A 13,837-nucleotide genomic window follows, 5' to 3' on the forward strand; every position below is an offset into this window, starting at 1 on the left:
CGGCACGCCGCGGGTCGACCATCCGGGGGGTTACGCAGCGTTCCGGGAGAGCTCCGCCCAGATGATCTTTCCGTCGGGCGTGTAGCGGGTACCCCAGCGCCGTGAGAGCTGGGCGACCAGGAACAGGCCGCGGCCTCCTTCGTCGGTGGTACGCGCATGGCGCAGTCGCGGCGAGGTACTGCTGGAGTCGGAGACTTCGCAGATCGGCGAGGCCTGCCGGATCAGGCGCAGCTGTATCGGGCCCGACGCGTAGCGGATGGCGTTGGTGACCAGCTCGCTGACGATCACTTCGGCGGTGAACACCAGGTCCTCCAGGCCCCACCCCTCAAGACAGCGGGTGGCCAGGACCCGTGCCTCGGCCACCACCGCCGGATCGGACGGCAGCCCCCAGGACGCCACATGGTCGGCACCGAGGGCGTGGGTACGGGCGAGGAGCAGGGCGACGTCGTCATCGGGAGGCCCGCTGAGCATCGTGTCCAGCACCACTCCGGAGAGCTCTTCCAGCGGTTGGTCCGGGTGGGACAGAACCGAGCGCAGCTGGGCCAGTCCCGCCTCCGGGTCCCGTCCGTTGGCCTCCAGCAGGCCGTCGGTGTACAGGGCCAGCAGGCTGCCTTCGGCGAGTTCGAATTCGACGCTCTCGAACGGCATGCCGCCCAGCCCGAGCGGCGGCCCGGCGGGCAGTGGCGGGAAGCTGACCGTGCCCTCCGGTGACACGATCGCGGGCGGCGGGTGGCCTGCCCGGGCCATCGCGCACTTGCGGGTGACCGGGTCGTAGACGACGTACAGGCAGGTGGCGCCCACTCCCGCGGAGGCCTGTGCGTCCTCCTCCGTGAGCTCCTCCCCGGCCGGTGGGAGTACCAGGTCGTCCAGGTGGGCGAGGAGTTCGTCCGGTGGCAGATCCATGTCGGCGAGCGTGCGGACGGCGGTGCGGAAGCGGCCCATGGAGGCCGCGGCATTGATCCCGTGTCCGACGAGGTCACCGACGACCAGGGCGGCCCGGGCCCCGGACAGCGGGATGACGTCGAACCAGTCACCGCCCACGCCGCCGGTGGCGCCCGCGGGCATGTAGCGCGACGCGACCTCCAACGTCGTACGGGTGATCAGTTTTTGCGGGAGCAGATCACGCTGCAGGGCGAGCGCCGTGCTGTGCTCGCGGGTGAACTGGCGGGCGTTGTCGATGTTGACGGCCGCCCGGGCGACGACCTCCTCGGCGAGCAGCAGATCGTCCTGCTCGAAGGGGTCGGGGCGCTGCCAGCGGATGAACGTGGCGACGCCCAGTACGTTGCCGCGGGCCCGGATCGCAATCACCATCAGCGACCGCAGACCGAACCTGCGCAAACTGGCCGACCGGGTTTCGTCCTCAGTGATCCATCCGTCGGGCCCGGTGTCCAGCACGGGCTCCAGGTACGAGGTGCCGTCGGCCAGACACCGCCCCCACGGCGAGGACGGGGCGAAGTTGACGGTCTCCCCCGTCGCCGCGATCGACTCCGGGCAGCCTTCCAGCACCGACTTCTGTCCGGCCCGTCGCAGCTGCCTGATGTCGAGGAGCGGTCCAGCGCGAGGCGCGTCACCGCGCAGCACCGTGTCGAGCAGGTCCACGGCGGCGAAGTCGGCGAGCCGCGGTACCCCGATCTCGGCGAGCTCCTGTGCGGTGCGGCCGACGTCCAGGGTGCTGCCGGTCCGTGCCCCCGCCTCGTTCAGCAGGGCCAGCCGTTCCCGGGCCCGCCAACGGTCGGTGACGTCGACGACCATGTAGCACACGCCCAGCACCCGGCCGTAGGTGTCATCGAGGCGGAAGAACGACGTGGAGTAGGCGTGTTCGCGGTGCGGGTCGGCCGGGGTGTAACCGCGGTACTCGAAGTCGATCACGGGTTGCCCGGTCTCCAGCACCTCCCGCATCTGCCCCTCGATCTTCTCGGCGTCCAGCCTCGGCAGCACCTCGCCGAAGCGCTTCCCGAACCGCTGCTCGCGCGGCACCCCGCCGGTGCGCTCCAGCGCGTCGTTGAGCCACACGTAGCGCAGATCCGGGCTCATCACGGCCATGCCCACCGGTGAACTGTCGAGGAACCGCTCCAGCATTGAGCGGTTGACCTCCCACCACGGGGTCCGGCCGATGTCGATGGCGGCGAGCAGCCAGCCGTGTTCACCGCGCGGGTCGTCCAACGGCCAGATCCACAGCCCCAGCCGCAGCGGGTGCCCGTCCCGGTGCCGTACGTCGACCAGGCCGAACCAGCCTTCCGGCGTTTCCCGCCCGCGGACCGTGGCCACCACCCGGGCGGCGTCCCGCTCGTCCATCAGCAGGCGGGCCACGGGTCGGTTCAGCACCTCGGCGGTCGGATATCCGAGTACCGCCTCCGCGGTCCTGGTCCAACTGACGACGCGGCCCTTCGCGTCCACCGCCGCGATCGCCACGCCCATCAAGTCGAAGGGCGGCACGGGCCCTCCGGGCGTTGTGGTCGTGCGGTCGAAGGTGCCCATCGCGCTACGTCGTCCACCTGTTCATGAAAGGCGTCGCCTCTCCTTTCCCCGGCGCGTTTCTTCGCGGCCAGCCGGTGGTCCTCCCAGCATCGCACCAATGCGGTCTCCGGGTCGGCCGAGCGCCCGGCTACCCGCTCACAGCCGAGTTCCCGCTGCCCGGATGCATTCGCGTTCGCAAACGTCTTTCAGTGGCGCCACCCCGGGAAGCAGCCGCGAGCTCCTTCCCCGAAGCGGTGGAGCGGGGCGAAGAGCCCCGCTCCACCTTCACCACAGTCTGTCGATCTCGCCTGGATACAACTCGATGCGGGCCTGTTCGAACGCGCTGCGATGGCGGCGGCCCTCGGCTGAGAAGAAGTCCGCCATGGTGACCTTGTCAAAGCCGGGCCGGTCGCTGGGAAATGGCGACTGCCGCGTCCCGCCCACCAGCACGGCGCCGGGCAGCGGCTGCCAGCCAGCGCTCTCGTAGAACGCGCGCAGCGGACGGTCGCAGGTGAACAGGCCCAGATCCAGTGCGCCCGCGGCCATCATCTCCCGGGCCGCCGCCACCAGTTGGCGGCCGAGGCCCTGCCCGCGCATCTCGCTGCGCGTCACCACTGTGCTCAGGCCTCCGGCGAGGAAGTGCCGACCGGCGTGGGCGATCTGCCGGGAGAGGATGTCCAACGCGGCCAGGACGGTACCGTCCTCGACGAGCAGCACCGAAACGGGCCGCAACTCGGGGTCATGGGTGAGCCCATCGACCTGACGCGCCGCGGCATCCTCGGTCGGCCACGCCTCGTGCTGCAGGGCGATGACCTGCCGACGGTACCGCGGCGGGGTGGCCGCTTCCGCGTATGAGATGGTCTGCATACGCCGATTGTCCCGGCACGACATGTGCGCGCAAGTCGGTTCCCCACCGCCCGAAGGGCGTTGGCCGGCTCTGGGGCCCCGCGGTATTCCGGTCGCCTCGCGATCGAACGACGGGGAAGATGACGGGATGTTGAGCATCCTCCTCCCCTTCCTGGGCGCGTGTGTGGTCATCGCCGCCGTGCCGGGGCCGAGTACGGCGCTGATCATCCGCCATTCCCTGCGGGGCGGACGACGGGCCGGATTCGCGACGGTCCTCGGGAACGAGACCGGGGTCTTCCTGTGGGGTGTGGCCGCGGCGCTCGGCTTCACCGCGCTGCTGGCCGCCTCGCAGCTTGCGTACGACGTCATGCGGTACGCCGGCGCCGCGGTGCTGATCTGGTTCGGCCTGCAGGCCCTGCGGGCCGCGCGGCGCACCGGCGGGGCCGACGAGGCCGCTGAGCCCGCCGCGGCGGCGCGCTCGGTGTGGCGGGCGTACCGCACCGGTGTCTGGGTCAACCTGGCCAACCCCAAGGCGGCGATCTTCGCGATGTCGTTCCTGCCGCAGTTCGTTCCGGCCGGTGCGCCCCAACTCCCCACGGTGATAGGGCTCGCCACGCTGCAGGCGCTCTTCGAGGTCGCCTTCTACGGAACGTACGTCTGGTTCGTGCACCGTATGAAGTCGCTCTTCGACCGTGCTTCGGTGCGGCGTCGGATGGAGCAGATCTCGGGCGGGGTGCTGGTGGCGCTCGGCCTGCGGCTGGCGTTGGAGGGGTAGGCAGCGGAACGGCGGAAGCCACCCGGCGCGGATATGATGACCGCGGGGTTCCCTGGGCTGCCAAAGGTCCAGCTCGGGCCAGGCCCGCCGGTACGGTGAGGCGCCGGCCGGGTCGGTTCAGACAAAGGCATACGCCGCGCGGGTATTTCCCCGTAGCGGCCCATGACCCGACGCACCTCGGAGGGTCCATGACCCGACGCCGTCCCACCCGGTCCGCCGACGACCTGCTGACCGCGCTCGGGCGGCTGACCGCCCAAGCGCTGGAACGGGCGGAGCTGCAGAAGGCACGGGTGGAGCTGGCGGTGGCGTTGCAGCGCGAGCTGCTTCCGTCCGCGCTGCCGGAGGTGCCGGGACTGCGCTCCGCGGCCCGGTACGCGCCCGCCCGGCACGGCCTGGACATCGGCGGCGACTGGTACGACGGTTTCTGGTTGCCCGACGGGGCCATCGGGTTCTCCATCGGCGATGTGCAGGGGCACGACGTCGAGGCGGCCGCCTTCATGGGGCAGATCCGCATCGGTCTGCGGGCGGTGGCCGCCGCCGTGGACGATCCGGGTGAGGTGCTGAGCCGGGCCAATGACCTGCTGCTGTCGATGGACCGCGGCCTCTTCGCGACCTGCAGCTTCCTCCGCTTCGACCCGGCGACCGGAGAGCTGGCCGACGCTCGCGCCGGACATGTGCCCGCGGTGTGGGCCACGGCGGACGGCGACGGCGGAATCGTCCAGAACGCCGGGGGCGTACCGCTCGGTATCCTGCCTGGTGAGGCGTACCCGGTGACCAGGCGTCGGATGTCGGAGACGGAAGTCCTGGTACTGCTCACGGACGGTGTGGTGGAGGGGCCCTCGTTCTCCATCGAGACCGGTCTTGAGCAGGTGACGCGGCTGGTCAAGGCGGGAGTCGGCACCGATCCGGCGGAGCTGGCCAGCCAAGTGATCAAGGTGGCCGATCTCACCGGCCACACGGACGACGCCGCGGTCCTCGTCCTGAGCCATACAGGGGCGACGGACGGTACCGGGTGACGTAAGCGCCTCCACAGCGCGTGTCACGGCCGACGCCGGGTGGCAGGGCTGTCTGATGGCTGCTGTGGTGCGCAACGAGGACATCCGGCGTCACGCCGCAACAGCTGCTCGGATCCTTGCCGTCGCCGCCGCCTACTTCGTGACCGGCCGGCTCGGCCTGCTACAGCGGGTGACCATCGCGGGTGCGGTGGTCACACCGCTCTGGCCGCCCACCGGCATCGCACTGACCTGCCTGCTGCTCACGGGGCCGCGGATCTGGCCGGGGATCACTCTCGGCACCCTGCTCGTCACCTGGTCGCTGGGGCCGATGCAACCCGCCGACGTCGGCATCATCGTAGGCAACACACTCGCCCCGGTATGCGCCTTTCTGATGCTCCGGTGGGTTGACTTCCGGGTCGATCTGGAACGGCTGCGGGACGGAGCGGCACTGGTGTTCCTGGGCGCGCTGACAGGCATGCTGGTCAGCGCCACCCTGGGGACCGGCTCGCTGGTGGCCGCCGGTTCGCTGCCGGTGAGCGGGTTCTGGCCGACGTGGTCGGCGTGGTGGGCGGGTGACGCGATGGGCGTTCTGGTCTTCACCCCGCTGCTGCTCGTCCTGCGCAGGGCCCGGCTGCCCCGGGAGATCCATGGGTACCGGTGGGTGGAGGCGGCGGCGCTGCTCGTCAGCACGGTCGCCGTCACCCTGCTGGTGACCAACACCCGGATGTCCCTGCTGTTCCTGATCTTCCCCGTGCTCATCTGGGCGGCCCTGCGCTTCCAACTGGCCGGTGCGGCGCCGTGTGTCCTGTTCATGTCGGTGCTCGCGGTGGTGGCGGCGACCCATCAGTCCGGGCCCTTCGCCCACCACGGGCTCTTCGCCGTCATGGTGAACCTGCAGGCCCTCAACGGTTCCGCGGCGCTGACCGCGTTGCTGCTGGCCGCAGTGATCAGCGAGCAGAAGAACACCCACCGCAGGATCCAGCAGGCCTGCGAGGCGCTGGCCGAGGTGGTGGCCCGCCTCGCGCCGGGCGAAACCACGCACCGCTGGCCCCCGTCGCAGGACCAGGGCCGGTCAGCCCCCTAGCACCGCCGCCTCCACGGCCGGGTCCAGCCCGACACGGGGCCGGTCGGGCCGTTGGGGAGGCACCCCGCCCAGCCCCCGGAGCCAGCTCCAGGTGTCGGCCACCGTCTCCTCGACGGGGCGGCAGCGCAGCCCGGCGGAAAGCGCCTTGGACACGTCCCCCTGGTGCACGGCGTCGTACAGCTCGCCCGGTGGCAGCCAGACGGGAAGCTGCGTCCAGGGCTCGACACCGGCCTTGAGGATCGCTTCCGGGTCGGTCCAGCGCAGCTCGGCACCGGCCCCCGTGACGCGTACACAGGCGTCCAGCAGCTCGCCCATCGTGGTGTGCCCCGGCGGGCTGACGAGGTTGTAGGGGCCGTCGAGCCCCCGCTCGGCGGCATCCAGGGTCCAGACGGCGAGATCGCGGACGTCGATGTACTGCAGCGCCGACTCGCGCGGCCCGGGCGCCAGCACCGGACCGCCACGGGCGACGCGGCCCAACCACCAGGGCAGCCGCCCGATGTTCTCCCCCGGGCCGAGGATCAGCCCCGCCCGCACCAGCAGCGCCTGGTCGCCGAAGACCCCTGAGGCGGCCAGCTCACCTCCGCGCTTGGCCCGCCCGTACTCGACCTCGCCGTCATCGGGTGAGGCGTCCACCAGCGGGCCGTCCTCGGGCAGCCCCGCCGGACAGGGATACCGGTAGACGGAGCGGCTGGAGACGTACACGTACCGCCCGACCCGGCCGAGCAGCGACCGGGCCGCGTCGCGCACGGCCGACGGCGCGCTGGCCCAGGTGTCGACGACGACGTCCCACTCCCCCTGACCGAGGGACGCCAGAGAGTCCACGGCTCTGCGGTCACCGTGGACGGCGACCACGCCCGGCGGCGGCGGATGATGACCGCGGTGGAACACCGTCACCTGCCAGCCCCGTGCCAGCGCCTCGTCGGTGACAGCGCGGCCGACGAATTCCGTACCACCCAACATCAACAGCCTCATGACGGTGACTCTGCCCGTCGCCACCCGCCTTGAGAACCAGCGCACGCTCTCAGCGGAATCGCCGATGGTGGATGACCCGCGGGTTTGAACGCGGGAACTGGCGTTCACATACGGTTCGGGCAGTTCAACGCCGAGGCGCTGCGGCGACAGCGCGGTGCGGCTCTACCGGCAACCGACCCTCGCACAGGTCCGCCAGGGCAGCGACGCCGCCGACCAGGACTCCTACGAAGGCGGCCGCCAGCGTGCCGCGCCTACGTCTCCCGGGCATGTGCCGATCCTGCCCGCACTCCAGTGCGCCGGACGCCGACTTGCCTGCTTTCGCCGGTCGTTGGCGCAAAACGCGCCATGACCCGCACCGCCTTTCCTGGCGGGGAGCCTGAGCCTGACCGCCTGCGTGGGGACAACAGCGCGAGCAACGGTGGTTCCGGCTCCTCCGGTTCCTCCATCGCATGCAGCGCGAGCTCCGCGCCGAACACCAACGCGCCCACGGCGAACGGCAGTCCGGGCCAACACTTCGGGACCGGCTCCACAGCGAACGGGTCCGGTGGACGAAGACGGTGAAGGCACCGGTCAGCGGCGGCATCGACAACGGCACGCTGAACATGTGCGGCAGCGACGCGCAGGTGTCCGCGTTCCATGCGGCCGAATCGCCGCCAACGAGCCCGTTGACCCCTGACCGGCGGCCAGGTCCACCCGTGTGAGTGGACTTGGCCGCTGGCCGGGGCTCACTTGCCGGCCTTGGTGAACTCGGTGACGAAGGCATCCTCGAAGGCCTTCAGATCGCCGGGCTTGCGGCTGGTGATCAGGACGTTGGGTCCCGAGGTGCAGACCTGGACCTGTTCGTCGACCCAGTTGCCACCGGCGTTGCGGATGTCCGTCTGGAGGCTGGGCCACGAGGTGAGCGTGCGGCCGCGTACGACATCGGCTTCGACCAGGGTCCACGGGGCGTGGCAGATCGCCGCGACCGGTTTGCCCGCGCCGAAGAAGCTCTTGACGAACGCGACGGCCTTGCCGTCCATACGCAGGATGTCCGGGTTGGCGACGCCTCCGGGGAGGATGAGAGCGTCGAAGTCCTTCACCGAGGCGTCGGTGACGGTCATGTCGACCTTGAAGGTGTCGGCCTTGTCGAGGTGGTTGAAGGCCTGGACCCGCCCGGGCTTCGTGGAGAGCAGACTGGGCGTTCCCCCGGCCTCGTACACCGCCTCCCACGGATCGGTCAGCTCCACCTGCTCAACGCCTTCGGGGGCTACAAGGAAGGCGACCTTCATGAGCGCGGCTCCTTTCCTGTTGCTCTACCAGTAGTGCCGTCGTCCGAAAACCGCATGGCCCGGGGAACCGAGAAGCCACAAGATCGCTCCGATGGCATCCAGGATGATGCCGATGGTCCACAGGATGGCGATCTTGGCCACGAAACCGACGATCAGCACAATGACGCCGAGGACGATCATGATGCCCTCCGAATCCGGCGTGCATCTTTCCGATGCGGGTTCCACCGGGCGCGGCCCTGCACAGGACTCTCAGCGACGGTCCCGCTTGGCTCCGGGGATATCCCCCAGAGGCCCTTTCCGGCTGACGTTGAGCACCTACCCCGCTTCGGCATCGGCAACCGTCCGTATGCGTAGCGCGGCCTGACGGTGACGCTCCGCATGGGCCCGCGCTCCACCTTCGGCTACCGGCCGCTATCACCGGTCACAGCATGGAAGATCCCCCACACCAGATGGCCATTTCGGGCAGCGCGCACCCACAGCGGCAGGTTCTCCCGAAGACGGTCCAGGTAGGCGGGGCTGATGGCGTCGGTCAACTGATCGCCACGCTCTTGCACTTCCTCGGTGAGACGGACGTAGTGCGTCACCAGATGGTCGCTCAGGTCCTCGAAGTCGACCCGTGCCATTCCCAGTTCACTGAGCCGCCGGTGATAGAAGCCGGGTGTAGCCAACTCCCCCATCGCGAGACGCGCCGTCAGCGGCGCCAGTTCCCCGGCGGGAGCGTCCCCGGTCGCCATGATGTCGGTGAAGACCAGTTCACCACCGGGCCTCAGCACGCGCGCGGCCTCATCCAGCGTCCTGGTCCGGTCGCCGCTGTGACACAGGGCTTCTTGAGACCAGACTACGTCGAAGCTCCCGTCAGATGCAGGAAGGTCGTTGAAGGACCCAGTGACCACCTCCACCAGTTCGTCAAGGCCGCGTGCGGCGTTGATCTCGCGGTGCCGCCGGTTCTGGGCCTCACTGATGTTCACCGCGACGACCCGGCAGCCGAAGCGTGCGGCCAGGTAGCGGGCCGCACCGCCGTAGCCGGAGCCCATGTCCAGCACCGTACGGCCGGGCCCCAGCAGGTTGGCGGCCTTTGCCGCCACCCGCTCGACGGTGCGTCGCGAAGCCGTGGCGATCGCCTCACGCGCATGCGCGTAGATTCCGGTGTGGATGTCCTCGCCGCCCCATACGGTGGCGTAGAAGCCGTCGACATCAGCGGTCTCGTAGTAGCCGCGGGCCGCGTCCGCCGCTTGCACCCTGTTCTCTTCGGTCATAGCTGCTGCCTCGACTCAGCGATCACGCGGCAAACCTCGAAGCCGGATCCGGGGCAGATAGCCGGACAACCGCGACGGTTCGTCGGGCCGACCCGCAGTCGCGACACACGACTGAACGGTTGGCGGGCCGGGTCGCTTGCCGCTTCCCGCCTACCAACCGCTCACCAGCCTTCATCAGGCCAGAACACCTAGGCCGTGACTGTGGCCGTGGTCAGTCGCCACCACCGTAGTCGCCACCACCGTAGCCGCCACCGTAGTCGCCGCCACCGTAGTCGCCACCGCCGTAGTCGCCCCAGCCGTAGCCCCCGTCATCCCAGCCGTAGCCACCGCCGCCCCAGCCGTAGCCGCCGCCCCAGCCGTAGCCGCCGCGGCCGCCAAAGTAGCCAAAGCCAAAGTGGTCGAAACCTCGACCGAAGAAGCCGCGGCCATGGCCGAAGTAGCCGCCACCCCAGTCACCGCCACCACCACCGCCGCGGATGCTCGCAGTGGCGACATGTGTCGCGGTGTGCGGCGTGGCTGACGCGGTGGCCAGGCTCCCGGCGGTCGCGAACGTTCCGACGGTGAGAACCCCGGTGGCCGCAGCCACGGCGAGGCGCCGTATCGGCTTGCGCATGGCGCTCTCCTTACTTCTGCGGGCGCGGCGGGTTGCCGCTCCTCCACTCCAGGATGTGCCCACTTAACCCACATCTACAAGCAAATCACCATAAAACTGACATAATCTGCAGACTCCGGCTTGACGCTGTGTCCGCCGGCCCGGGCTACCGGACCGTCAGCACCCGGGGCCCGCACCATCGTCCCTGGTCACGGCGGTTCGCCGGACCCTCGGCAGGCGCGGCGACCTGACGGTGGGCATGACCTACTACCCATGACCTACGGCGCACGATCTACGACCAATCAAACCCGCCTCACTCCTCCGCGTGATCAGGCCCGGACAATCGCCCCGTGCGGGTCGTAGGGGCGTAACCTGCCCGAACCATGACGGATTTTGCGGATGAGGCGCGGTCGCGTGCCGCGCATCTGTTGCGGATGGCGAACACGGTGGATGCCCGGATGCGTGCGCAGATCATCGAGTACGCGGATTCGACGCCCGATCCGCCGGTGATGGGCCCGGCGGGGATTGCCACGACGGGGTGTCCGCGTTGTCTGCGCACGATGTGGCGGCAGCGGGACGGCTGGGTGTGCGCGTCGTGTGGTCATGTTGAGGAGGAGCTGCCGGTGAAGTGCCCGAACTGCCGGACCGTGATGAAGTCTCCGCCTGCGAGCGCGCCTGATCGCTGGTGGTGTCCGCGGTGTGGCCGGGTGGCGACCGTTGGTGACTCCACGACGGAGATCGAGAACCGGGAGCGTGGCCGTCTGGAGGCGGTTCGGCTGCTGGACAGGGCGATGGCGGAGCGGAACGATCTGCGCGGGGACCCGGAGTCCGCGGCGGTGTCCTGGGCGTTTTCGGTGGCGGTCACCGAGCGGGAGCGGCTGCGGGTGGAGCGGGCGGCTCAGCGACTGCGCGCGTAGTCCGAGCGGACGGTGCGGGCGCCACCACGCAACCGTGGCGTGGCAGGTCCGCCCGCGGAAGCCGCGCGGGCCGACGGATGATCGTCGATCGGCCCGGCGGTCTGGATCCGGTGCGCTCACGGTGTGGGATCAGCGAGGGCAGGTCCCCCGCGTGTAGTCGACCGCGGCGGTCTGCCGCGAGTACGTCCACTCGGGGTCGAGCAGCTGGGTGCGCAACTGCCGTGCGGCGGCCGGGCTTTCGACGATGTAGCCGAAGTCCTGCAGCCAGGACGGGTAAAGGTTCTTCGAGCCGATGTAGAACGCGGAGTCGTCGACGGATACCACCTTGTGGTGCAGCGCGTACGGGTGGCCGTCGGCCCAGTTGGCCGTCGGGGCGCTGCGGAACGACGCGAGTTGCAGGTTCGCGCACATCGTCGCGGCTGCGGACCGCCGGTCGCCGGTGCGGCGGACCAGGCGTTCGCGGAGCGTGTCACTGATCTCCGACAGGGACCTGATCTGCGAGTAGCCACCGCTGCCCACCAGTCCGCGGTTCGCCGGGTCGCTGAGCACGATACGGACCTTCACCCCCGCGGCGAGTTTCGCGGCCAGGGTGTCGTACAGGCGGATGTCATAGCGAGGGAGCGGTGGGCAGGTGCCGTTGAGGTCTTGCTGGGAGATCTCAACTCTGCTGCGGGCACTGCCGATCAGCGACCGCAGGGCGCTCTCCTCGGGGTTCACGGTGTCGTAGTCGCGGTCGGCGTTGGTGTTGTCGTGCACGCCGATGCCGCACCTGGTGTCCGACGCGGTGGGCAGGCTGGGACGGAAGGCCGATGCCGGGTCGGAGACCTTGATGCCGACGCCGAGGCCGCCGACCGCGATGACCGGGACATCTCCCTCGGCCTTGACGGGGGCGAGCTTCGCGTCCTGCTCCAACGTCGGCATACATGCGACCCCGTTGGAGGAGGCGAGCCAGACCGCGTTGGGGTTGCCCGAGTTGCGGCAGGTCCACGTCCACAACGTGTCGAGGTACTTCCCGGCGGTACGGGCGGCGGGCCCGCGCAAGGCCAGATCGACGTCCGACACCGGGTGGGCGGTGTCGATGTAGTCGTCCTTCCAGTCGTTGATGCCGCCGGTGATCACGGTCTGGCCGTCCACCACGATGAGCTTGGTGTGGTTCCACGAGAACGACGTCTTCGACGCGGTCGTCGAGGCGACGTTGAGGGTGATGCCGGAGGCCGCCTTGCCCAGCTTGCCTAGCAACTGGGCCTTGTACAGCTCCGGTATCACGTTGAGGTGGTAGACCGGCGCGGCCCCGACCAGGACACGTACCCGCGGCTTGTGCCCGGCCGCCACCGATGCCTTGAGGCCGGAGACGATCGCCTCCTGGAAGGCGCCGTTGGGCAGCGGGGCGAGTGAGGAGATGTCGACGGTGCGCTGCGCCCTGGCGATGTTCTCGGTCATCTTGGCGAGCAACCGCCGCGTACCGACGCGGTCAGCGCAGCCGGCGTCGCCCCAGCACCCGGGGGTCTGCAGCAGCCAGCCGCCCGGGTCACCGGCTGGCGCATCCAGGCTGTTGCCGCTGGTGCGCTGCCACACCTGCCCTTCGAGGCCGGGCGAGACCTCGCGCAGTGTCCGTTCCACGGCATCGAGGTGCCGGGTGGTCGAGTCGGCGTACGCCGGGGCAGCGGGGAGGGCGGCGAACACGGCGGTCGCGGCGGCGCAGGGCAGCAGGCGGCGGGGGCGGGGGCGGGGGCGGAGCAATGGCGCATCCTTAACATTGAGTTGACGGGGTGTGAACCTGGAGGATCCACAAGGCAACGCAAAATCTTCCGCACGCTGAAGCTACCTTCTGGTCATCGGGGCCACCGTCACCGGGGTTGATCACCGGCCAGAGGGCCCAGGCCGCCCGTCCCCCAGCCACCGGGGCATACCTCCAAGGCGGCCGACTGCCCGGCGGTATCGGTGGCTTTGCGGTCAGCCGCCTTCCTACGGCGCGGAGTTGGCCCGAATTGAGCGGCTCCTCAGCACCAGCCCCGGCTCCGCCGTCATCGGCGGTCAAGCCGCCGCGTCTGCTGGGTGGTTGCCCAGCCGGGGCGTTTGACAGCGTTGCCGACCAGGACGGTGTCGATGGTCTGGGTGACCGACGCCATGGACGGCGCCGTGCAGTATCCGCAAGGGCTGCCGCAGTGGTGCGTCACCATCACCCTGGTCCGCGATCGGGCACCGGTGGCCGCAGTACCGCGTTCACCGGCGCTGGGTGAGACCTACGCGGCCGCCGCGGGCCACGGCGCCACTCGCGACAGTGCGCCGATCGCCCCGTCGGCCAAGCGCGAGGCGTCCGCGACGGTCATCGCCACCAGCCACCCGGTGATCGCCGCCGAACAGCCCACCGCCATTGCCTGGGCCGGGCGGTCCTACAGCGCGCTGCTGCCCGAGGTCGGTGCCATCCGCAACCTCGGCCCCACCTCCTGGCAGATCGCCGACACCGTGGCCGGGCGGCTCGACGCCTTCTGGATATACGGCACCGATGACACCAATCTCCTCGGCGGAACGCTGATCGTCCGCGAGGCCGGGGCCCGGGTCACCGACGCCCGGGGCGAGCCGTGGACGACCGGGGCGGACAGGCCGCTGGTCAGCGGCCGTCAACTGCACGGCAGGTTCGTCGTGCTGCGCGACGTGCGCTGACGCGCTGCGGC

Annotated in this window: 14 protein-coding genes; 6 read left to right on the forward strand and 8 right to left on the reverse strand. The window is 70.1% G+C overall.

What is annotated here, in order from left to right:
* Positions 1 to 30: 30 nt before the first annotated feature.
* Positions 31 to 2,436 carry a SpoIIE family protein phosphatase gene (locus tag P2L57_RS09160; RefSeq protein ID WP_308292447.1) on the reverse strand — a complete coding sequence of 802 codons (2,406 nt, stop codon included), beginning with the start codon at positions 2,434 to 2,436 and terminating at the stop codon, positions 31 to 33.
* Positions 2,437 to 2,742: 306 nt separating this feature from the next.
* A complete protein-coding gene (locus tag P2L57_RS09165; RefSeq protein WP_275811232.1) occupies positions 2,743 to 3,324 on the reverse strand; it encodes a GNAT family N-acetyltransferase in 582 nt (193 codons plus the stop codon).
* A 127-nt stretch (positions 3,325 to 3,451) separates the two neighbouring features.
* On the opposite strand from P2L57_RS09165, the gene P2L57_RS09170 reads away from it, so the two are divergent.
* From P2L57_RS09170 to P2L57_RS09180, 3 genes are all read left to right on the forward strand, one after another.
* A complete protein-coding gene (locus P2L57_RS09170; RefSeq protein ID WP_275811236.1) occupies positions 3,452 to 4,078 on the forward strand; it encodes a LysE family translocator in 627 nt (208 codons plus the stop codon).
* A 188-nt stretch (positions 4,079 to 4,266) separates the two neighbouring features.
* A complete protein-coding gene (locus P2L57_RS09175) occupies positions 4,267 to 5,094 on the forward strand; it encodes a PP2C family protein-serine/threonine phosphatase (protein WP_275811239.1) in 828 nt (275 codons plus the stop codon).
* Between the two features lie 64 nt (positions 5,095 to 5,158).
* Positions 5,159 to 6,157, forward strand: a complete 999-nt coding sequence (locus P2L57_RS09180) for an MASE1 domain-containing protein (protein WP_372515679.1) — start codon at positions 5,159 to 5,161, stop codon at positions 6,155 to 6,157.
* Here the strand turns inward: P2L57_RS09180 and P2L57_RS09185 are convergent.
* Positions 6,146 to 7,129, reverse strand: coding sequence for an NAD-dependent epimerase/dehydratase family protein (locus tag P2L57_RS09185; RefSeq protein WP_275811245.1), 984 nt, complete (start codon positions 7,127 to 7,129; stop codon positions 6,146 to 6,148). The two genes, P2L57_RS09180 and P2L57_RS09185, sit on opposite strands and share 12 nt — an antisense overlap.
* Positions 7,130 to 7,578: 449 nt before the next feature.
* On the opposite strand from P2L57_RS09185, the gene P2L57_RS09190 reads away from it, so the two are divergent.
* Positions 7,579 to 7,830, forward strand: coding sequence for a hypothetical protein (locus P2L57_RS09190; RefSeq protein ID WP_275811248.1), 252 nt, complete (start codon positions 7,579 to 7,581; stop codon positions 7,828 to 7,830).
* Positions 7,831 to 7,854: 24 nt separating this feature from the next.
* Here the strand turns inward: P2L57_RS09190 and P2L57_RS09195 are convergent, their stop codons facing one another.
* The 4 genes from P2L57_RS09195 to P2L57_RS09210 all read right to left on the reverse strand — a co-directional run bounded on the left by P2L57_RS09195 (position 7,855) and on the right by P2L57_RS09210 (position 10,266).
* Positions 7,855 to 8,397 (reverse strand): type 1 glutamine amidotransferase domain-containing protein, encoded by a 543-nt coding sequence (locus tag P2L57_RS09195; protein ID WP_275811251.1) that lies wholly within the window; start codon positions 8,395 to 8,397, stop codon positions 7,855 to 7,857.
* Between the two features lie 24 nt (positions 8,398 to 8,421).
* Complete coding sequence (locus tag P2L57_RS09200; RefSeq protein WP_275811254.1) at positions 8,422 to 8,577, reverse strand: DUF6131 family protein; 156 nt, start codon at positions 8,575 to 8,577, stop codon at positions 8,422 to 8,424.
* Positions 8,578 to 8,798: 221 nt separating this feature from the next.
* Positions 8,799 to 9,653 (reverse strand): SAM-dependent methyltransferase, encoded by an 855-nt coding sequence (locus tag P2L57_RS09205; protein ID WP_275811257.1) that lies wholly within the window; start codon positions 9,651 to 9,653, stop codon positions 8,799 to 8,801.
* A gap of 211 nt (positions 9,654 to 9,864) precedes the next feature.
* Entirely contained in the window at positions 9,865 to 10,266 is a 402-nt protein-coding gene (locus tag P2L57_RS09210) for a hypothetical protein (RefSeq protein WP_275811260.1), read from the reverse strand.
* A gap of 362 nt (positions 10,267 to 10,628) precedes the next feature.
* Between P2L57_RS09210 and P2L57_RS09215 the strand changes: the two genes are divergently transcribed.
* Entirely contained in the window at positions 10,629 to 11,162 is a 534-nt protein-coding gene (locus P2L57_RS09215; RefSeq protein ID WP_275811263.1) for a hypothetical protein, read from the forward strand.
* Between the two features lie 129 nt (positions 11,163 to 11,291).
* Here the strand turns inward: P2L57_RS09215 and P2L57_RS09220 are convergent, their stop codons facing one another.
* Positions 11,292 to 12,902, reverse strand: coding sequence for a phospholipase D-like domain-containing protein (locus P2L57_RS09220; protein ID WP_275811267.1), 1,611 nt, complete (start codon positions 12,900 to 12,902; stop codon positions 11,292 to 11,294).
* Between the two features lie 366 nt (positions 12,903 to 13,268).
* Here P2L57_RS09220 and P2L57_RS09225 point away from each other — a divergent pair, with 366 nt between their 5' ends.
* Positions 13,269 to 13,826 carry an inositol monophosphatase family protein gene (locus P2L57_RS09225; protein ID WP_275811270.1) on the forward strand — a complete coding sequence of 186 codons (558 nt, stop codon included), beginning with the start codon at positions 13,269 to 13,271 and terminating at the stop codon, positions 13,824 to 13,826.
* Positions 13,827 to 13,837: the final 11 nt, after the last annotated feature.

The sequence above is a fragment of the Streptantibioticus ferralitis genome (genome assembly GCF_029223525.1).
Lineage (GTDB): Bacteria > Actinomycetota > Actinomycetes > Streptomycetales > Streptomycetaceae > Streptantibioticus_A > Streptantibioticus_A ferralitis.